The sequence below is a fragment of the Deltaproteobacteria bacterium genome (assembly GCA_035063765.1).
In the GTDB taxonomy this organism is placed as follows: domain Bacteria; phylum Myxococcota_A; class UBA9160; order UBA9160; family PR03; genus CAADGG01.
This window is the reverse complement of record JAPSFT010000017.1, coordinates 64246-84146: the sequence shown is the minus strand read 5'-3', so window position 1 is coordinate 84146 and position 19901 is coordinate 64246. Positions and strand designations below refer to the sequence as shown.

At 74.3% G+C, this 19901-nt stretch carries 17 protein-coding genes; 5 read left to right on the top strand and 12 right to left on the bottom strand.

What is annotated here, in order from left to right:
* Positions 1–80: 80 nt before the first annotated feature.
* The 3 genes from OZ948_13825 to nirK are packed head-to-tail and all read right to left on the bottom strand — an operon-like array spanning position 81 to position 3175.
* Positions 81–899, bottom strand: a complete 819-nt coding sequence (locus OZ948_13825; protein ID MEB2345806.1) for a phytanoyl-CoA dioxygenase family protein — start codon at positions 897–899, stop codon at positions 81–83.
* A gap of 39 nt (positions 900–938) precedes the next feature.
* Complete coding sequence (locus tag OZ948_13820) at positions 939–1667, bottom strand: formylglycine-generating enzyme family protein (GenBank protein ID MEB2345805.1); 729 nt, start codon at positions 1665–1667, stop codon at positions 939–941.
* 59 nt (positions 1668–1726) lie between these two features.
* On the bottom strand, positions 1727–3175 hold the full coding sequence (nirK, locus tag OZ948_13815; GenBank protein MEB2345804.1) for a copper-containing nitrite reductase: 1449 nt from the start codon (positions 3173–3175) through the stop codon (positions 1727–1729).
* A gap of 350 nt (positions 3176–3525) precedes the next feature.
* On the opposite strand from nirK, the gene OZ948_13810 reads away from it, so the two are divergent.
* The 3 genes from OZ948_13810 to OZ948_13800 all read left to right on the top strand — a co-directional run bounded on the left by OZ948_13810 (position 3526) and on the right by OZ948_13800 (position 8173).
* Positions 3526–5016 (top strand): FAD-dependent oxidoreductase, encoded by a 1491-nt coding sequence (locus OZ948_13810; GenBank protein MEB2345803.1) that lies wholly within the window; start codon positions 3526–3528, stop codon positions 5014–5016.
* Between the two features lie 49 nt (positions 5017–5065).
* On the top strand, positions 5066–6814 hold the full coding sequence (locus tag OZ948_13805) for a thiamine pyrophosphate-binding protein (GenBank protein ID MEB2345802.1): 1749 nt from the start codon (positions 5066–5068) through the stop codon (positions 6812–6814).
* Between the two features lie 126 nt (positions 6815–6940).
* The gene (locus tag OZ948_13800) at positions 6941–8173 is read left to right on the top strand and encodes a glycosyltransferase (protein MEB2345801.1); all 1233 of its coding nucleotides are present in this window, start codon (positions 6941–6943) and stop codon (positions 8171–8173) included.
* Positions 8174–8209: 36 nt separating this feature from the next.
* Here the strand turns inward: OZ948_13800 and OZ948_13795 are convergent, their stop codons facing one another.
* The 7 genes from OZ948_13795 to OZ948_13765 form a co-directional block, all read right to left on the bottom strand.
* Positions 8210–9232 carry an amidohydrolase family protein gene (locus tag OZ948_13795; protein ID MEB2345800.1) on the bottom strand — a complete coding sequence of 341 codons (1023 nt, stop codon included), beginning with the start codon at positions 9230–9232 and terminating at the stop codon, positions 8210–8212.
* A gap of 32 nt (positions 9233–9264) precedes the next feature.
* Entirely contained in the window at positions 9265–10128 is an 864-nt protein-coding gene (locus OZ948_13790; GenBank protein MEB2345799.1) for a metal-dependent hydrolase, read from the bottom strand.
* Between the two features lie 100 nt (positions 10129–10228).
* Positions 10229–11200 (bottom strand): radical SAM protein, encoded by a 972-nt coding sequence (locus OZ948_13785; GenBank protein ID MEB2345798.1) that lies wholly within the window; start codon positions 11198–11200, stop codon positions 10229–10231.
* 227 nt (positions 11201–11427) lie between these two features.
* A complete protein-coding gene (locus OZ948_13780) occupies positions 11428–11862 on the bottom strand; it encodes a nuclear transport factor 2 family protein (protein ID MEB2345797.1) in 435 nt (144 codons plus the stop codon).
* Between the two features lie 202 nt (positions 11863–12064).
* Complete coding sequence (locus OZ948_13775) at positions 12065–12688, bottom strand: hemolysin III family protein (GenBank protein MEB2345796.1); 624 nt, start codon at positions 12686–12688, stop codon at positions 12065–12067.
* 10 nt (positions 12689–12698) lie between these two features.
* The gene (locus OZ948_13770; protein ID MEB2345795.1) at positions 12699–13607 is read right to left on the bottom strand and encodes a hypothetical protein; all 909 of its coding nucleotides are present in this window, start codon (positions 13605–13607) and stop codon (positions 12699–12701) included.
* A 27-nt stretch (positions 13608–13634) separates the two neighbouring features.
* On the bottom strand, positions 13635–14396 hold the full coding sequence (locus OZ948_13765; protein MEB2345794.1) for a hypothetical protein: 762 nt from the start codon (positions 14394–14396) through the stop codon (positions 13635–13637).
* A gap of 142 nt (positions 14397–14538) precedes the next feature.
* Here OZ948_13765 and OZ948_13760 point away from each other — a divergent pair, with 142 nt between their 5' ends.
* Positions 14539–14844 carry a hypothetical protein gene (locus OZ948_13760; GenBank protein MEB2345793.1) on the top strand — a complete coding sequence of 102 codons (306 nt, stop codon included), beginning with the start codon at positions 14539–14541 and terminating at the stop codon, positions 14842–14844.
* Positions 14845–14859: 15 nt separating this feature from the next.
* Here OZ948_13760 and OZ948_13755 read toward each other — a convergent pair whose 3' ends face one another.
* Both OZ948_13755 and OZ948_13750 read right to left on the bottom strand, forming a co-directional pair.
* Complete coding sequence (locus OZ948_13755) at positions 14860–16365, bottom strand: GMC family oxidoreductase (GenBank protein MEB2345792.1); 1506 nt, start codon at positions 16363–16365, stop codon at positions 14860–14862.
* A complete protein-coding gene (locus OZ948_13750; GenBank protein MEB2345791.1) occupies positions 16362–17246 on the bottom strand; it encodes a hypothetical protein in 885 nt (294 codons plus the stop codon). Before OZ948_13750 ends, OZ948_13755 begins: the two co-directional genes overlap by 4 nt.
* Before the next feature lie 148 nt (positions 17247–17394).
* Here OZ948_13750 and OZ948_13745 point away from each other — a divergent pair, with 148 nt between their 5' ends.
* Positions 17395–19881, top strand: coding sequence for a CoA transferase (locus tag OZ948_13745; GenBank protein ID MEB2345790.1), 2487 nt, complete (start codon positions 17395–17397; stop codon positions 19879–19881).
* Positions 19882–19901: the final 20 nt, after the last annotated feature.

Here is a 19901-nt window from a genome sequence, read left to right as displayed (position 1 = left end):
CGTTCGGCCGATGCCGGGGGCAGGAAACAGCGCCCCGGTGGATCCTCCTATGACCGCGATCATAGGAAGCCACCGCCCCCTCAGGGCGAGGGGGTGGGCGGCTGGGCGCTCGGGCCGATGCTGCGCACCTGGCCCGTGCGCCAGCGCCGCAGCCCGGCCGGCTGGTAGGCCGCCACGAAGACGCGGCGGTCCGTGCGGCTGCGGTTGCTCCGCGACCCGTGCACCAGGTCGCGGTGGAAGGTGAGGACCGAGCCGGCCGGCAGCTCGACCGGGTAGGGCGTCCCGGGAACCCCACGAACGTCGGTGTACAGGGCGCCGAGCGTCCCCCGGTCCGCGAGGCCCGGAAGGTGCCCGAGCTCGTGGCTGCCGGGGATCACCCAGAGGCAGCCGTTCTCCTCGCTCGCGTCGTCCAGGTAGAAGAGGACGCTCACGATCCGGTCGAGACGCTCGGCTCCGTACGCCCAGTACGGGCTCTCCTGGTGCCAGGGGAAGGGGGCGCCGCCCGGGCGCTTCACGTTGAGCTTGTCGCTGAACAGGCTCAGCGCCTCGCCGCCGAGGACGCTCCGCACGGGACCCCAGAGCCGCGGGTCGTCGACCAATGCCGCGAGGCGCGGGTCGAGGTGGTGGCAGGGCTCCATCGAGCGGACGGCGCGGAGGTCCTCGCGCCACTCCCACTTGATCGTCGAGCCCCGCAGCACCTGGTAGCGCTGGTTGTCGATCTGCTCGATGGGTGTCGTGGGCTCCGCCAGGGCGGCGTCGAGGATCGCCTGGTGCGCGCTCTCGGCGGCCTCGCGCAGCGGCCCGAGCTCGGCCTCGGAGAACACGGACGCGCGCGCGAAGAACCCGAGCTTCCGGAACTGCTCGAGCTCGTCGGGGGTGGCGTCGATCCGGGGGTCCACGGGCGTCCGGGTCCTTCCTGGCCCTGCGCGGGCGCCGCCTCAGAAGGCGCTGCGCGCGCAGCGGAATCCGAGATGGTGCAGGGTGAAGCGAGGCTGGAGGCTCGAGCGGAAGGCGTGACGCACGAAGCCGGCGTAGTTGCGCACGTCCCCGGCGCTGGACGCGCTCCCGCCGCACCAGCCATCCGATTTCCGGTCGCCCGCCTGGCCGCCCTCTTCCGGGGCCTGGAGCGCGGCCTGGCTCTCCTGGAAGTCGGACACCCATTCGAAGAACACGCCGTGCTGGTCGCGCAGCCCGTAGCGATTGGGCGGCGACGTTCCGACGTCGGGGAGCGGCTGCCGGGGACGGCCGTAGAAGGCGAAGGTGCGCTCGCGGATCTCCGCCTCCTCCTCGGGCCCGGCGGGCATGGCGGCCCACTCCCACTCCGCCTCGCTCGGCAGGCGCGCGTCCCGCGCCTGGCAATAGCTGCGGGCCGCGTACCAGGAGACGAACGTGACCGGCTGGCGCGGCCCGGCCTCGGGCCCGAGCTCGAGATCGCCCGCCCAGTGCGAGAGATAGGCGGCGTCCACGACCTCCGGCGCCGCCCGCGAGCGGCGCCAGCGCGGCTGCTCGCGGACGAAGGCCAGGAACTCCTCGTTCGTGACCGGCCGCTCGTCCATCCAGACGGCGTCGACCCAGCGGCTCGCCTGGCCCCCTCCCCGCGAGTGGAAGGGAACGTGGTAGCCGGCGGGGACGAGCCGCATCCCGGGCGGCGTGCTGGACGCCGTCACCGGGGCGGCTGCGAGCCCGAGCACGACCCCGAGCCACGCGATGGCGGTGCGGCAGGGCCTCAGTGGAGTGCCGCCTTCTGCTCCGTGCGGAGCGCCTCGCGCACGAGCGCCACCTCCTCCTCGCGGACGGCGTCGCCCTGGTTGCCGAAGCTCTTGCGCACGAAGGTCAGGACGTCGGCGACCTCGCGGTCCCCGAGGTGCATGAGCGGCGGCATGACGCTGTTGAAGGTCTTCCCGTTCACGACCACCGGCCCGGTGAGGCCCCCGAGGACGATCCGGATCGAGCGCTCCTTGTCCATCAGGTAGTCGCTCTGGGCGAGCGGCGGGAAGACGTCCCCGAGGCCCTGGCCTTCGCTCTGGTGGCAGGTGGAGCACACGGACTGGTACACGGTCTGCCCCCGTGCATGGCTCGCGTCGGGGGAATCGCCGCCCGCGGCGGCGCTGGCGCCGGCCGCCGAGTCGGAGGGCGCGCCCGCCAGGTAGGTCCCCTCCTTCTCGCGCCCGGAGTAGACCAGCCGGTTCTCGGGGCCCTTCACCTGGAGCAGCCCGAGGGTTCCCTTGTGGAAGGTCCGGAAGATCGAGTGATCGACGAGGACGTAGTTGCCCGGCACCTCCGTCGCGAACTCCGCGATGGCGGCGCCACCGGCCGGGATCAGCGTGGTCTGGACGTCGCGATTCACGGTGGGGCTGCCCTCCGGGTGCACCACGTCGAAGATCTCGCCGATCACGTGGAACGAGCTCACGAGGTTCGGCCCCCCGTTTCCGATGAACAGGCGGATCGTCTCGTTCACGTCGGCCTGCAGGGCACCCTCGCCGACCAGCGACCCCTCGCGCCCGTTGAAGAGCACGTAGGAGGGGTCCTCGTCGATCGCGCGCTGCATGTCGAAGGGCTGGTGGCCCGGCTCGCGAAAGTCTCCCTTCGTGTAGAAGTCGCCCTGCACCACGTAGTACTCGCGGTCGACCGGGCGCAGGCCCTCCTCGGGCTCGACCACGATCATCCCGTACATCCCGTTGGCGATGTGCATGCCCACCGGAGCCTCGGCGCAGTGGTACATGTACACGCCGGTGTTCAGGGCCCGGAAGCTGAACTGGGTGCGGTTGCCCGGTGCCGTGAAGGTGCTCGCGGCGCCGCCGCCCGGCCCCGTGACCGCGTGCAGGTCGATGTTGTGGGGCATCGTGTTGTCGGGGTGGTTCAGGAGGTGCAGCTCGACCACGTCGCCCCGCCGCACCCGGATCATCGGCCCGGGCACCGAGCCGCCGAAGGTCCAGAACGTGTACTTCACGCCCTCGGAGATCTCCTTCACGGCCTCGCGCACCTCGATCTCGACGACCACGCGCGCGGGGTGGTCGCGGTTCACCGGGGGCGCCGCGAGCGGCGCCACCCCGAGGCGGGCCTCGACCACCGGCAGCTTCGCAGGGTCGATGTCGGGCAGGGTGGAGGCGGACTCGGAACCGGGCGCGACCGGGGACCCGCAGGCAAGGGCCAGCAGTGCGCTACAGCCATACAACGATCGCAACGCTCGGATCACGGTCGCTCCTCCGTTCGCGCCCCCCGCCTTGGACGAGGAGCCGCCGTGCCGCACAGACGGGAGCACTTCCCCCATGCCCGGGTTATGACGATCGTCATGTCGCTCCACGAGCGTGACCGGCCGAGGCCGTATCCGGCAGGCACTCGGGATTCGAGCGCGCCTCGTCGTGCGGCCGACACCACGCCGATCGCAGGACGGGCCTCATGCGAGACGGCAACGACCAGCATCAGGCGTGATGGCGATAACCCGGAGGAACGGTCGCCTGCGGCCCTGCGGCACATGACGGCGGTCATACCCGCCGGTAGAACCGGTTCTCGACCCTGCCCGGGATGAGCGGATCCGGCGGGCGGGTGGTCGTGGTCGGGGGGGCGGTAGCCGGGCTCATCGGCGCGCTCGCGCTCGCGCGCAACGGCTGGCGCCCGGTGATCCTCGACAAGGATCCGCTGCCGATCCCGACCTCGCCAGACGACGCCTACGACCCCTGGGAGCGGCGCGGCTCGCCCCAGATCCGGCACTCGCACGCCTTCCTGGCGCGGATGCACAACCTGATCCGCGACCGCGAGCCCGAGCTGCTGCGGCGGCTGCTCGCGCTCGGCGCCGAGGAGATCCCGTTCCGCGGACAGGCGCGGGCCTGGTTCCCGGATGCCACCTTCGAGCCCGGCGACGACGACATGGTCCTGCTCGCCTGCCGTCGCGTGACGCTCGAGTGGGCGCTGCGCCAGCACGTGCTCGAGACGGGCCTCGTCGAGTACCACAGCGGCGTCGAGGTGACCGGGCTCGTGGCCGAGAACGGGGCTCCCGGCCCGCCCCGCGTGCGCGGCGTGCGCTTGCGCTCCCGCGGCGGCGAGGAGACGACCCTTCCCGCAGACCTCGTCGTCGACGCGAGCGGCCGCCGCTCGCGCCTGCCCGACTGGCTCGTGGCGATCGGCGCGCCGCGTCCGCAAGAGGTGCGGCAGGCGTGCGGGATCTACTACAGCTCGCGCTTCTATCGACTGCTGCCCGGCGTCGGGCGCCCGGCCCCCGATGCCGTGATCGGCGCCGATCTGGGCTACCTGAAGTGCGGGATCTTCCCGGGCGACGGCGGCACCTTCTCGGTCACGATCGCCGCCGCCCCCGACGACGACCCGCTGCGCGCGATCCTGCGCAAGCCCGGCTTCGAGGCCGTCACGCACGCCCTGCCGCTCGTCGAGCCGTGGGTACGGGCGGACGTCTCGACGCCGATCTCCGACGTCCACGGCATGGCGAACCTGAACGACGTGCGCCGTCACCTCGTGCAGGACGGCGAGCCGCTGGCGCTCGGCCTGGTGGCGATCGGCGATGCGCTGGCGCACGCCAACCCGATCACGGGTCGTGGCTGCACGCTCGCCTGGATCGCCGCCTACGCGCTCGCCGACGCGCTCGCCCGCCACCCCGACGATCCCCGCGCGCTGGCGCTCGACCTCGAGAGCGCGGTCGAGCGCGAGTGCGCGCCCTGGGTGGGCGCGCAGATCGCGCAGGATCGCGACGCCGTGCTCGTCAACCAGGCGCTGCGGCGCGGCGAGGACCCCTACCACTTCGAGCGCGCCGACGGGACGGTCGACCCGGTCGCCTGGGCGCGCAACGTGCTGCGCAACGGGCTGCTGCCGGCGCTGCGCGAGGACCTCCACGTGTTGCGCGCCTTCCTGCGCGTCGTCCACATGCTCGACGATCCGGGCGCGATGACACGGCCGGATGTCGCCTCCCGCGTGCTCGCGGCCCACGCCCGCCGCCACGAGCGCGCCCCCGCCCTTCCAGGCCCGCCGCGGGACGAGATGCTCGCGATCCTGGCGCGAGCCGCCTAGCATCGCGCGCGCGGCCCGAGCTCGCGCACGGATCGAGGAGGCAGGACGCGTGGACACCACCGACGGCGGCGAGCTCTTCGTCCGGGCGCTCGAGAGCGCGGGCATCCGCACGCTCTTCACGCTCCACGGCGGGCACCTCGACGCCATCTACCAGGCCGCGAAGGACCGCGGGCTGCGGCTCGTCGACACGCGCCACGAGCAGGCCGCGGGGCACGCCGCCGACGGCTGGGCGCGCGTCACGGGCCAGACCGGGGTCGCCCTCGTGACGGCCGGGCCCGGCCTCACCGACTGCATCACGGCGATCGCCAACGCCCGGCTCGACTGCGTGCCGACGCTCTTCGTGGCCGGAGCCGCTCCCCTGCGCGACGCGGAGCTGCTGCCGCTCCAGGGCGGCTTCGACCAGCTCGCGCTGGTCACGCCGATCACGAAGTGGGCGCATCGCGTGACCCACACCCATCGCATCCCGGACCTGGTGGCGCAGGCGCTGCGCATCGCACGCTCGGGCCGGCCCGGTCCGGTGTACCTCGAGCTCCCGATCGACGTGCTCTTCGCGCGCACCGACGCCGCCCGGGTGCGGCGGCCCGCGAAGGTCGCCCCCGATGCGCCCCCGGCCCCGCCCGCGGTGGCGGTCGAGCAGGCGATCGCCTGGCTGCACGGGGCGGAGCGTCCCGCGATCGTGGTGGGCGGCGGCGCGCGCTTCGCCGAGGCTGCGGGCGAGCTCACCGCCTTCGCCGAGGAGACCGGGATCCCGGTCTTCTCGAACGGGCGCGGCCACGGCCTCGTGCCCGCCGGACATCCGCTCTGCGGCCGCGGGCTGCCGCATCTCGCCTTCCTCGGCCGCGCCGGCGGGGGCGGCGACGCCGACGTCGTGCTGGTGCTGGGCGCCCGCCTCGGCCTCTTCACCGGACATCCCGCCCACCCGCTGATCCCCGCTGCCGCCCGGCTGATCCAGGTCGACGTGTGCGCCGAGGAGATCGGCCGCAACCGCGACGTCGAGCTCGGCATCGTGGCCGACTGCCGCGAGGCGCTCGTCGCGCTGCGCGCCGCGGCCAAGGGACGGCGCTGGCCCGAGGGTACGGCCTGGCAGCAGGCGGTGCGGGGCGTGCGCGAGGGGCACCGGATGCTCTTCGCGCAGGCGCTCGCGAGCGAGAGCGGGCCGGTCCACCCCTATCGCCTCGTCAGCGAGATCGTGAAGCGCCTGCCGCAGGACGCCATCGTGACGGCGGACGGCGGCGAGACGGCCTCCTGGATGGAGATGGTGGCGGAGGTCCACGCGCCGGGGCGCTTCCTGTCGCACGGCTACCTCGGCTGCCTCGGCACCGGCCTGCCCTTTGCGCTGGCGGCCCAGGTGGCCCATCCCGGGAGCCCGGTGCTCTGCATCGTGGGCGACGGCTCGGTCGGCCTCAACTTCGCCGAGTTCGACACCTTCGTGCGGCACGGGCTCCCGATCGTGACGGTGATCGCCAACGACGGCCAATGGGGCATGTCGGCGCACGGCCAGGAGCTGCTCTTCGGCCCCGGCCGGCGCGTGGTGACGGACCTCGCCCCGACCCGCTACGACCTCGCGGCCGCCGGCTTCGGCTGCCACGCCGAGCACGTCGAGAGCCCGCGCGAGCTCGGGCCGGCGCTCGAGCGGGCCTTCGCGAGCGGCAAGCCGGCCTGCGTGGACGTGCGGGTCGACCCGGCCGTGATCGCGCCGATCACGCTCGCGATGGTGGGCGCGGCGCGGGCGCCGTCGGGAGGGGCCGCGCCGGCACAGGGCGTCCGGATCCCGTACTACGGGGATCTCGACGCGTAGCCGCAGCTCCCCCTCGCGCGTGCGAAGGCGCGCGTCGTCGCCCTGCCCTCCGATCTCCGCCGGCTCACCGGCCTGCCGGCTGCTATCCCTGCCCGGCTGGAGCGAGGATCCAGCCGAGGGGGGGCGATGGTCGCTGGCGGTCCGGGCCTGCGCGTGGCGCTCTACGCGCACGACGCCATGGGGCTCGGGCACCTGCGGCGCAACCTCGCGATCGCCCGGGCGCTCGCCGAGTCGCCGCTCGGCGCGTCGGTGCTGGTCGTCTCGGGCGTGCAGGAGGCCGGCGTCCTCGAGCTCCCGCCGCGCACCGACTGCCTCACCCTGCCCTCGCTCGCGAAGGAGGGGGACGGCCGCTACCGGTCGCGATCGCTGGCACTCGGGCTCGGCGAGCTGACGGGTCTCCGCGCGCGCACGATCGCCGCGGCGCTCGAGGCCTTCGCGCCCCGCTTGCTGATCGTGGACAAGCGCCCGCTCGGCGTGGAGGGGGAGCTCGCACCCGCGCTCGCGACGCTTCGCCGCCGGGGCGGCACGCGTTGCGTGCTCGGGCTGCGCGACGTCCTCGACGAGCCCGCCGCCGTCGAGCGCGAGTGGCGCGCCGATCGCGCCACCGAGGCGGTGCGCGCCCACTTCGACGCGATCTGGGTGTACGGCGACCGTGCCCTCTACGACCCCCTCGCCGAGTACCCGGTCACCGCCGGGCTCGCGGACCTCGCCTCCTTCACGGGCTACCTGGCGCCGCGCTGGCAGGCGCCGGCGCCCGCGGCAGCGCGCGCGCACCGCGCGCGGCTCGGTATCCCGGAGGGCCGGCTCCTGCTCTGCCTCCTGGGCGGCGGACAGGACGGCTTCCCGGTGGCCTGGAGCTTCGCCCACGCGCGGATCCCCGAGGACGCCGTGGGCGTGATCGTGACGGGGCCCTTCCTGCCACCCGACGCGCGCAGGCGTCTGGAGGCGCAGGCGGACACGCATCCCCGCCTGCGCCTCATCGAGTTCGTGAAGGACGTCGCTCCGCTCGTGTGCAGCGCCGACCGCATCGTCGCGATGGGGGGCTACAACACCGTGTGCGAGGCGCTCGCGGCGCGCAAGCCGCTGCTCGTCGTCCCGCGCGTGCGTCCGCGCAGCGAGCAGTGGATCCGCGCCGAGCGCCTGCGGGCGCTCGGGCTCGCCGAGGTCCTGGCGCCGGAGGCGCTCACCCCCGAGCGCATCACGGGCTGGCTCGCCGCGGCGCTCGCGCCGCCCGATCCGAGCGCGATCGACCTCGCCGGACTCGAACGCGTCCCCGAGCAGGCCCGCGCGCTGCTCGCGACGCCGGCGCCCGCCCGCCACCGCAGCCGCCGCGCGGCGTGGCGCGGCGCTTCCGCCTGACGCGCCGGCGCCCGCCCGCGCCGGGCACGCGCCAGCTCACTCGATCCCGAGCAGCCGTGCTCCGTTCGCCCACAGGATCCCGTGTCGCGCCTCCGGACGGCCTTCCGTCGCGATCAGCACCTTCGCCACGCTGATCGCCGGGTGGTAGAACGGCCAGTCCGAGCCGTGCACGATGCGGGTGGTGTCACCGGCCTCGACCATGCGGCGCACGCTGGCGAGCGACTGGCTCGAGGTCTCGAGCCACACGTTCGGATACCGGCGCTGCAGCGCAAGGGCCTGCTCGAACTGGCGGGCGCCCGCGTGGCCGAGCACGAAGGTCGTGCGCGGATGCCCGGCGATCGGCGCCTCGTACCAGCGCACCTGGTTCAGGTGCCGGCCCAGGCGCGGCTCGATGCCCGCCGGCCCGCAGTGCCAGAACACGGCCATCTCGCGCTCGCCGCACATCCCGTAGAGCCGGCGTGCGCGGCGGGCGTCGGGGCGCACGAGCTGGACGCCGGGGTGCACCTTCACCCCGCGCGCGCCCTGCGCGAGCTGGCCGTCGAGCCGGCGCTCGGCGTCGCGTGCGAAGGGGTGCACGGAGCCGAACGAGAGCAGGCGTCCGGAGTGGGCGCGGGCCTGGGCCAGCGCCGTGTCGGCGTTGCGGGAGAGCACCGGGTAGTCGATCGGCAGCAGGAGGGCGGCGCGGATCCCGGTCTCGTCCATCTCGCGCAAGAGGTTTGGGGCGGTGTGGGTCGCGCGCATGCCGCGCGGGCCGAGGCTTCGCCAGGTGAGGTCGCGGGTGAGCTCCCGCACGTGCTCGCGCGTCATGTTCTGGTTCGCGTAGACGTCGAGGTCGAGGCCGCAGCAGCTCGGGAGGTAGTGCTGCGTCTCCGGGTGGAGCCGCTCCAGGTCCACGCTCGGCGGGCGGCCGAAGGAGAGCGCCAGGTGCGTGTGCAGGTCGGCGATCGGGCCGACGCTGCGGTCGCGCAGCACGAGCCGGCCCTCGTCGCTGCGCGCGAACCAGGGCAGCGCGGCGAGCCCGAGCAGCGAGGGAAAGCGCGTCGGCAGCGGTGTGGACATCCGGAGACCGTAGCCCGCGGAGACGCTTCGCTTCAGGCCGCCCCGCCGTAGCCGCCCGGCGCTTCGGGGGAGGCGTACCAGGCGGCGAGATCCGGCTCGTCGTGGTTCTGCCAGGGATGGAAGTCGCGCCGGAAGTAGTCGCGGACCAGGCGGAGCTGCGGGCCCATGGCCTTGCGGTTCAGCTCCCGCGCCTGCTCGCGCATGGAGCCGGTGACGGGCGTCGGGTCCTCCCGCATCATGCGCCGCGTGATCTTCACGAAGGGGAGCGTGAGGAGCAGGGCGGCCGTGAGCGCGGAGGTCACGCGCAGCAGGTAGCCGCCGCCGACCTCGCGGAAGAGGTCGAAGGCAACCGCCTTGTGCTCGAGCTCCTCGACCGCGTGCCATCGCCAGAAGCGCAGCATCTCGGGGTGCATGGCGCGCGCGATCGCCGGCTCGAGGAAGAGCATGTGCGCGCCGGTGGCGGTCAGGTGCTCGAGGAAGACCGTGACGCCGAGCTGCATCTTCCGGGGCAGCCACCGCTGCAGCCGGGCCATCACGCGGTCGGCGTAGGCGATCTCGCGCTCGACGCGGACGCCGAAGCGCGCGAGCGAGGCGTTGAAGTCGTTGTGCGCCCGCGTGTGCAGGGCCTCCTGCTGGACGAAGGCGCGGATCAGCTCGCGCAGCTCCGGATCCTCCGCGCGGTCCGCGTAGTGCTGCACGGACCGGATGAAGAAGCGCTCCCCGGGCGGGATCAGGATCGAGAAGGCGTTCTCGGTGTGCGTGAGGATCGGGTTGTCCCCGAACCAGTACTGGGGGATCCGGTCGAGACCTTCGAAGTCGAAGCGCCGCGGCTGGATCGCGACGCCGTCGGGAAGGCGCGCGGACCGCGCGGCCGGGAGGGTCACCGTGAGGGGCATGGCGGGCGTCTCCGATCGGGCGCGTCGAAGGAAGGGGCGCTGCGGGAAGTCGATCGGCTGTCGGCCCCGCTGTCAAGACCGGGGGGCCGCGGGCCGGGGCTCATGCGCCGAGCGACGCTGCGAGCGGAGCACCGGTCGGGCCCGGCACCGGCTCGCCGTAGGAGGCCCGCAGCGCGGGCCGCGCGAGCACGGCGGCGAGACCGACGTCGTGGACGTTGCCGAACGAGGGCCCGCGGCGAGCCGTGTAGACGTTGCCGGCGTAGTCCACCGTGAGCGGCCGCACGCGCTGCACCGGCGCGACCCTCCCGCCGAGGATCTGCCCGAAGGGGTGGCAGAAGAACAGCGTCCTTGCCGAGGTGGAGAGCGCCGCCAGCCGCACGAGGGCGTCGGCGTAGAGCCCGGGGTCGAGCGCCTGGCGGCCGTCCCGGGTCTCGCACGGGGAATACGACAGGAAGTGGCAGCCGGCGGCGACGAGCCGCTCGACGAAGGCCCGGCTCGTCGCCTCGCGCCAGTTGTCCGACCGCAGCGTGACGCTGGCCCCGCACATGCCCCGGCCGTAGCGGCGGTAGGCCTCGACGGCTTCGCACGCGCGCTCGAAGCTGCCGCGCGGGCGGATCCGCTGGTGGGTCTCCGGAAGGCCCTCGAAGGACACGAGCAGGGACAGGTTGCGCAGCGCGCCGAGCTCGCGGCCGAGCTCCGGCCCGATCCCCGGCTCGCCGCTGGTGCAGATCAGGAAGCGCGTGCGCGGGTGATCGCGCACGAGCTCGACGTTGCGCTCCACGACCGAGCCGTCGAGGGGCTCGCCGCCCACCAGGCAGACGAAGGCGAGCGGCAGGCGCCCGGCGTCCGCGAGCAGGCGGTCGAGCGTGGCGCGGTCGAGCTGGAGATGCCGGCGGCGGTCGGCGGCCGGCACGTAGCAGTCGGCGCAGGCGCCCTCGCAGTAGCTCGACGTCTCGAGGAAGAGGGCCGTCGGGAGCCCCGCGTCGGGGCCCGAGAGCCGGCGCCGCAGCCACCGGCGCAGCTCGTAGGCGAGATGGAAGCGCAGGACCCCGGCGTCGATCTCGCGCGCCATCCGCGCCAGGCTCGGTCCGCGGAAGCGGGGACGCCTCCAGTCCCCGGCCGGCGGGCCCGCAGGGACGGCACGCGCGGCTTCGCCCGCACGCATCAGCGCCTCACCCGAACCCCGGCCGGCCGCGATCACCCTCGTCACGCTCCAAGCCCCGCCCACCTTCGTGTCGGCCTTTGTATGAGGGATGGGACCCCGGGGGTATGACTGTCGTCATAGCTCGCGGCGCCCCCTCAGCGCGGCTTCAGCTGCTCGAGCATCGCCGCCATCTTCTGGTGCATCAGGTTCACGGCCTGGAGGGGGCGGACCATCACCTTGAACTCGACGATCCGGCCCGCGTCGTCGCAGGTGATCATGTCGACGCCGTTCACGGTCTTGCCGTCCACCGTGGCCTCGAACTCGAGCACGGCGTGGCGGCCCGACAGGACCTCCTTCACGTAGCGGAGCTTCGCCTCGGGAACGCCGCCCTCGAGCCCGCGTCCGTCTCCCTCGCCGCGGAAGGTGGCCCCCGCCGCCTCGAGATAGAGCCTGGTGATCGCCTTGCCCTTCTGGGGCGTGAACACGATCGGCGAATGGAAGACACAGTCGTCGGCCAGGAGCTCGTCGAGGCCGCCCGGGAGCTCCCCGCGGACGATGCGATGCCAGACCTCGATGGTCTTCTCGATCATGCCTGGAAGCTCCTCCTCACACTCTCCCGGGCCCGGCGATCCGTACGGTCGCGAGGCCCGGCTCGTGACCGACCCGACGGTGACCGATCTCACGGCCCGGCGCCCGCCGGGAGGGCTCAGAGCGATCGGACTCGTCGTCGCGCCTTGCATCTGGCCTACCGGCGACGGCGCGCTGCTCGGTCGCCGATTCCCTCACAGGCTCTCAGGCCGGCAGCGCGTAGCGGAGCACGGCCACGAAGTGGCAGGCGCTCCCGCCGAGCACGAAGAGATGCCAGACGGCATGCCCGTAGCGCAGGCGCTCCCAGGCGTAGAACGCGATGCCCGCGGTGTAGAGCAGCCCGCCGGCGAGGAGCCAGGCCAGGCCTGCCGCCGGCAGATGCTCGGTCATCGGCCGGATCGCGACGATCCCGAGCCAGCCCATGGCGACGTAGAGCACGGTCGAGAGGCGGGGACCACGAACCCCCAGGAGCAGCTTCGTCACGACGCCGGCCGCCGCGAGGCTCCAGACGACCCCGAAGAGCGTCCAGCCCCAGGCCCCGCGCAGGACGCCCAGCGTGAAGGGCGTGTAGGTGCCCGCGATCAGGAGGTAGATCGCGGCGTGGTCCACCACCTGCAGGGTCCCCCGGGTCGGGGTGCGCGGCCAGGCGTGATAGGTCGTCGACGCCGCGTAGAGCGCCACCAGCGACGCGCCGAAGACGCTCGCGCCGGCGACCTCGAGGGCATCACCGCGGCCCGCTGCGGCCAGCACCAGGACGGGCAGACCGACGAGGCTCGCCAGCAGGCCGAGCCCGTGGGTGACGCTGTTGGCGACGTCCTCCCCTCGCAAGGCGCCGCCTCTAGGCGGCCAGCGGAGGCGTGCGCTTCAGCACCTCGAGAGCGTCCCGGCGCACGTGCCCCTGGGCCATCTCGTCGTGCAGCATGGCCTCGCTCACGATGCCCTGGTCGAGGCACTCGCGCAGCAGGCCGAAGAAGAGCTGCTCCTGGCGGGGGTCGGGGTGCGGCGCGTAGTGCTTCGGACGGCCGTCCCGCCCGAGCAGCCGCTTCACCGGCCGGATCCAGGTCGCCGGCTCGTTTGCCCGCACCGGGCGCGGGGACGGCTCGAACTCGAGCGGCAGCCCGGTCTTCCAGGGCTGGGTCTGGCGCTTCGTGTTGTGGATCAGCCGGGTGGCCGGCGTCAGGCGATCGAAGTCGTTCCACTCGTCCTCGAAGAGCCCGATCGAGTCGCTCGGCTCGAGCTTCAGGCAGATCCAGTCCTGGTAGTCGCGCTCGCCCTCGAAGAGCTCCGCGAAGTCGTGCTCGCAGCGCCAGTGCCGCAGGCGCGCGCAGTCGAGCAGCATGACGCTGCTCGCCCGGCCGCCGGCCTCGCCCTTCGACTTGGCGCGCATCCGGCACAGGATGGCCTTGCCCTGCATGTCGCGGGTCAGGAGCTCGGTCACGTCCCCCACGGCGAAGACGTCGGGGTCGACCACCAGGGCGCGCCCCTGGTAGCCCATCCGCTCCGGCGGAAGGAAGCGCAGGGGGGTGAAGGACTGGAGGTCCTCGAAGCGCCAGACCACGCGCCGGCCGTTGCGCAGGAAGGTCTGGCCCTCCCGCGCGCGCAGGAAGGCGTGGTCGCGGGCGTCGAGGATCTGGACGTCGAAGGCGCCGGGGTCGCGCGCGTTCCGGCGCATCGAGTACTGCGACACCAGCGCACCCACGTACTGGCGGTGGTTGGTGTGGACGAAGATGCAGGGCTTGTCGGACACGGTCCCTCCCGGTGTGCGGGCGGCGCCTCAGCTCGGGATCTCGATGTTGATCGTCAGGGTGCGCCGCATGCGTTCGCGGTCGGGTGCGGTCATCGGCCGCACCGAGTGGAGCGAGTTGAAGGTCTTCACGAAGATGACGGCCTGGTTCGGCTCGAAGGCGAAGGTGTCGAGCACGGTCACCTCGTCGAAGGAGAGCTGCGCGTTGCGCCGGTTGAAGATCCGGGTGTCGTCCTTGGGGCGGTTGATGTCGGTGCCGCCTCCCCAGGCGTGATCCCACTCCCCCTCCTCGAGCACCGAGACCACCAGCGTCACCACCTTCTGGACGCCGTCGGTGTGCGGGAGGATGTGGCCGCCGCGGGCCGGCATCATGGAGAGCTCGAAGCGCGAGTGCAGCTCGAGCGAGCTCGTGCGCGAGCCGCCCCGCCAGGCGTCCGCGAGCCGCCGGAGCAGCAGGACGCTCCGTTTCTCGCCGAGATCGAAGCCGAGATCGACGTGGCGCTCGGCGAGCGCGGCGAGCACGCCCCGCACGAAGCGGTCGCTCTTGATCCAGCCGTGGAGCTCGCGCCAGAAGGGGTCGCTCGTCATGAGGTCGCGGTACTGGTCGCCGTTGAAACGCTCCGAGAGCGTGAGCTTGTCGCCGACCTTGGAGAGCGAGGTGAAGCGCTCGCGCGACGGCCATGCGGAGAGCAGCGCGCGGTAGTCCGCCGGATCCATCAGCGGGCGCGCAAGGCCGATCGGGAAGGGGTCGTAGCGCAGGCGCAGGTGGTCGTAGTGGAAGAAGTCCTTCATGGCATCCTCCGGCTCGCTGCGGATCGGATCTCGGGGGGTGTGAGCGAGGAGGTTTGCGCTTCGCTCGCAGGTTCCTATGACGACGGTCATATCCCAGCGCGGGAGGGGCTCCCACGTTCCGCCGCAGGAGGAGACACGCAGGGTGGGAACGGTGAAGTTCGGCGACAACCGCACGGCGGCGCTCCGGGCCCGGTTCCGGCAGACGAGGCAGTACCAGGTGGCCGCCGTGGCACCCGCGGGTGGCGCGCTCTTCCTGCTCGTCAAGGCGCCCCGCTACTCGGTCGACCTGGGTCTCCTCCCGATCCTGCTCGGCGCGGCGTTCCTGCTCGGGGTCGCGGTGGTCTTCTCCTGGGTCAACTGGCGCTGCCCCGCGTGCCGCAGGCACCTCGGTCCGCGTTGGAATCCCCACCACTGCATGGCCTGCGGGTTCATCCTCCGGCCGCGTTAGACCCCGCCGCTCGGACTACGCCCCGCCGGGCCGGAGCTCGGCCGCGAGCCCGCGGGCGATCCGGGTCGCGAGGGCCATGATCGTGAGCTGGGGGTTGAGCCGCGTCGAGCCCGGCAGGAGGCTCGCGTCCGCGACGATCACGCTCGGGGCGTGATGGAGCCGTCCCGCGGGGTCGGCGGCGCCGCGCGACGCATCGGCCGCCATCCGCGCCGTGCCCATCGGATGGAAGGCCATCATCTCGAAGTCCGCCGCGCGCAGGGAGGCGCGCCCGAGCGCCTCCGCCTCCGCGGCCGAACGCAGGACGGGCGCCTGGCGCACCCCCGGGTAGACCTCGCGTGCGCCCGCGGCGAACCAGATGCGCGCGAGCAGCGACACGGCCCGCTGCATGCGGCGCACGTCGTCGCGGCCCATCCGGTACCAGGCGAAGCCGCGACCGCCCGTGGTTCGACCCTCGCTGGTGTCGCTGATCAGGGCGCCGAACGACGCCAGGTGGTCGACGGCCTGCATGCGCTCGGCGTGCGCCCGCCCGGCTCCGGGCACGGTGGCCGCGAGCAGGTCGGGCGGCACCCAGATGCCCTGGAGCACGATGCCCTCGTCCTCGAAGTCGCGGACCTGGAGGCTCTGGGGCACGCCCTCCCAGGCGCGCACCGGCTCGTCGAAGCGCGCCGCCACGCGCGACGCCGGGTGCAGGCGGAGATGCCGGCCTACCGGCGATCCGCGCGGCGCGAGCCCGCTGCGCGCGAGCAGGCCGGGCGTGAGGAGGGCCCCCGCCGCCACGACCACGCGCGGCGCCGCCACGCGCAAGGTGCCGACCGGCCGATCCTGCCCGTCGAGGCGGGTGGCGACGACGCCCGCCGCGCGGCCGTGCTCGAGCTCGATGCGCTCGGCGCGGGCGCGCAGATGGAGCCGCGCGCCCGCTGCGAGCGCGCGCGGCATGTAGGAGACGTCGGTGGACTGCTTGGCGCGCCGCGGGCAGCCGAAGGCGCAGACGCCGGTGCCTCGACACCCGACCGCGTTGCGGGGGAGCGGCTCCGTGTGCAGCCCGAGCGCCTCCGCCCCGCGGCGCACGAGCCGGGCTCCGGGGCCGAGCAGGGCCTCGGGCACGCGCGACACCGAGAGCACCTCCTCGACCCGCGCGTACTCGGCGTCGAGCCCGCCGTCGGCGAGGCCCCGGACGCCGGTCTCGCGCTCCCAGCGCGCGAGCACCTCGGCGGGCGCGCGCCAGCAGGTGCCCGAGTTGATCGCCGTCGTGCCGCCCAGGGTCCGGCCGATCGGGACCCCGATGAAGGCGTTGCCGAAGGCGCCCGTCATGCCGCCGTTGCGGTAGAGCGCGCCGATCCGCGCGAGGGGGCCCAGGCGCGGCGCGAGCCGCGCCGGGTCGTCGCCCTCCTCGAGCACGACGACGTCGATCCCCGCCGCCGCGAGCTCCGCCGCCACCACCGCGCCGCCCGCCCCCGTGCCGATCACCACGACCTCGGCGCGCTCCTGGACGTCGCCCGGGCGCTCGGGATCGGGGCTCACGGCGCGACCCCGGCGCGCGGGGCGGCAAGCGGCTCGTCGAGCGGCACGCGGTCGAGCGGGTCGGGATAACCCAGGGCCCGCAGCAGCTCGGGCTCCCCGTAGATCTGCGGCAGCGCGAGGAGCTTGAGCAGCGCCACGCCCTCCCGGCGTCCCGGCAGGCGCGAGTGCTCCCATGCCTCGAGCACGCGCACCCGGTCCTCGAGCGCGAGCTTCGAGAAGCGGCGCAGCCAGACGGGAGGCAGCACGAAGGGCGAGAGCTCGAGCGCGCAGAGCAGCGCGCGTACCCCGGCGAGCCCACCGGCGCCGCGCGCGAAGTCCTCGACCGCCGCCGTCCACGCGGCCGGGTCGGCATCGCGCGGGATCGCTCCCGCACCGGGGGGCGCCAGCGCCTCGAGCGCCGCGCGCAGCACGCGCCGGCCGCGGGCCCCGAGGGCGGGAGCCGCGCTCGGCCGGGGCGCGTGGAGCTCCGCGGCGAGCTGCGGGGCCGCCAGCCAGATCCCGGCGACCCCCGCGGCGATCGCGCCGTCGACCAGGAAGTTCGCGAGGTAGGGGAAGGCCGGCGCGACGCCGTGGTAGGCCGCGAGGGCCCCCAGCGACGAGCTCGCCTTGCCTGCGAAGAGCAGCGCGAGATACGGGCGCGCGTGCGCGAGGTCGCGCTGCGCGAGCCAGGCGAGCAGCGTCACCAGCACCATGTACGCGACCGCCAGCGCGAGCCACAGGCGCGCACCGGTCGCGGGCGTCGGTGCGAAGTCGCCGAGCCAGGCGCCCGCGGCGTCGAGCCCGCGGATCGTCGCGTCCGGGGCCAGCGCGAACTGCGTGCCGACCAGCGCGAAGGAGAGCGCCAGGAGCCGCAGTGCCAGGAGCGCGAGCTTCGTCGACATGCCGGGATCTCCTCGGAACGGGCGCTGCGCCGCCGTCCTCCCGATCATAGGCCGGCGCGGAGGATCCGGGTCGGGCGGGGACCCGGGCGCGATACAGTCGCGCCCGGCAGGCGCCGGCGCGAGGCCCGAGGAGCAGGGGGAGGAGCGGGTGGACGGCGGGCAGGATGGCGCGCTCGGGGGCTCGAGGGTGCTCGAGCTCTGCGACGAGACGGGCGCGGGCTGCGGCAAGCTCCTGGCCGACCTCGGGGCCGACGTGATCAAGATCGAGCCCCCGGGCGGCGACGCGAGCCGCCGGATCCCTCCCTTCTGGGGCGGCGAGGCCGGCGCCGACCGGAGCCTTCCCTTCCTCTACGCCAACACGAACAAGCGCAGCCTGACGCTCGACCTCGGGCGGGCCGCGGACCGCGCGCGCCTGCGAGGCCTCGCCCGCGGCGCCGCGCTCGTCGTGGAGACCTTCCCGCCCGGCCATCTCGACGCCCTGGACCTCGGCTGGGAGGCGCTGCGCGCGGACAACCCGCGCCTCGTGCTGACCTCGATCACCGGCTTCGGGCAGACCGGGCCGCGGCGCGCCTGGCGCTCGTCGGACCTGGTCGCGAACGCGCTCGGTGGCGCGCTCCAGGTGATCGGAGAGGCCGACGACCCGCCGGTGCGGCTGGCCGGCCGGCAGGCCCACGTGGCGGCGTCCCTGGTGGCCGCCTCGGCGAGCCTCGTCGCGCTGCTCCACGCCGTGCGCACCGGCGCGGGGCAGCACGTCGACGTGTCGGTGCAGGAGGCGGTGGCCTCGGTGTCGCACATCTGTGGGGCCGGGAAGTTCCTCGACGACGGCATCCTGCCCCGGCGCGCCGGTGCGGGGCTCTTCGCTTCGGTGCCCTCGGGCATCTACCGCTGCCGGGACGGGCTCGCCTACCTGATGGTGAACCGTCCCGGGCACTGGCAGGCGCTGGCGCGCTGGGTTGCCGAGGTGACGGGCGTCCAGGAGATCCTCGATCCCCTCTTCGAGGGCCCCTCCTCGCGGCGCATCCCGTACCGCGAGCTGATCGACCTGTGGCTCGTGGAGCTCGCCGAGCGCTTCAGCGTCGACGAGCTCTACCGCGAGGCGCAGACCCGCCACCTCGCCTGCACGCCGCTCCAGGGGGCCGGCGCCGTGATCGCGGATCCGCAGCTCGCCGCGCGCGGCTTCTTCGTCGCGGTCGAGCACGCCGGCCGCGGCTGCCTGCAGATGCCGGGCGCGCCCTATCGGCTCTCCGAGACGCCGTGGGCGGTGCGCCGGCCAGCGCCGCAGCCGGGCGAGCACGACGCCGAGCTGCGGCGCGAGGAGGCCGCCCGCGACGGCTCGGCGCTCGAGCTGGGCCCCCCGGCGCATCCGACACCGGAAGGCGTCGATCTCCCGGGATCCGGCCCGGCGCCGCCGCTCGCCGGCCTGCGCGTGGTCGAGTTCTCGGCCGCGATGGCGGGGCCCTGGATCGGCCGCCTCCTCGCGTGGTGCGGCGCCGACGTGATCCGGGTCGAATCGCACCGGCGCCCCGACGTGGTGCGCCAGTACGTCCCGCCCCGCGAGCCCGAGCGCGGCATCCAGCCCCGGCTCTCGCCCTGGTTCACCGACTGGAACGCCGGCAAGCGCTTCGTGGCGCTCGACCTCACCCGTCCCCGCGCGGTCGAGCTGGCCCGGCGGCTCGTCGCCACGGCGGACGTGGTGGTCGAGAACCAGAGTGCGGGCGTGCTCGACAAGCTCGGGCTCGGCTGGGAGGCGCTGCGCCGGGTCCGGCCCGAGCTGGTGATGCTCTCGAGCTCCGGCTACGGCCGGACGGGGCCCTGCTCCCGCTACGTCACCTGGGGGCCCAACATCGAGGCGCTCTCCGGGCTGGCGCGTCTCTCCGGCTTCCCGGAGCGCGACTGCGCCGTGACCCAGTTCGCCTATCCGGATGCGATCGCCGCCCTGCACGGCCTGGTCGCCGTGCTGGCCGCGCTCCACTTCCGCGCGCGGAGCGGACGCGGCCAGCACGTCGACCTCGCGCAGTACGAGGCGGCCGCGGCCGCGATCGGCCCCGTGCTGCTCGAACGGCTCGCGAACGGTCACGAGCCCGAGCGGCTCGGCAACCGCTCGCTGCGCGCCGCGCCCCACGGCGTCTACCGCTGTGCCGGCGACGACCGCTGGTGCGCCGTCTCCGTCTCCGGCGACGGCGAGTGGGCGCGCCTGTGCGCCGTGCTCGCGCGCGAGGACTGGGGCCGGGACGCGCGCTTCGCAACCCACGCGGCGCGCCTCGCCCACGCCGCGGCCCTCGACCGCGAGCTGGAGCGCGCCACGGCCGGGCGCGACGCCTTCGAGCTGATGCACGCGCTCCAGGCGGCGGGCGTCGCGGCCGGGGTCGTGCAGACCGCGGCAGACCTGCTCCGCGACCCCGGGCTCCTCGCGCGCGGCTTCTTCGAGGAGATCGAGCACATGGTCCGGGGCCGCGTCGTCGCGACCGGCGTGCCGCTCGGCCTGCGCGGCACCCCGGGCCGCAGCGGCCGCGCGGGGGCGCGCGTCGGCGAGGACAACGACGCGGTGCTGCGCGGCCTGCTCGGCCTCGACGCGCGTGAATACGCCGCGGGCGTCGCCGACGGCGCGATCGAGCCGGCCGAGGAGCCCGCCTAGCGCGGCCTCGAGCGGAGCCC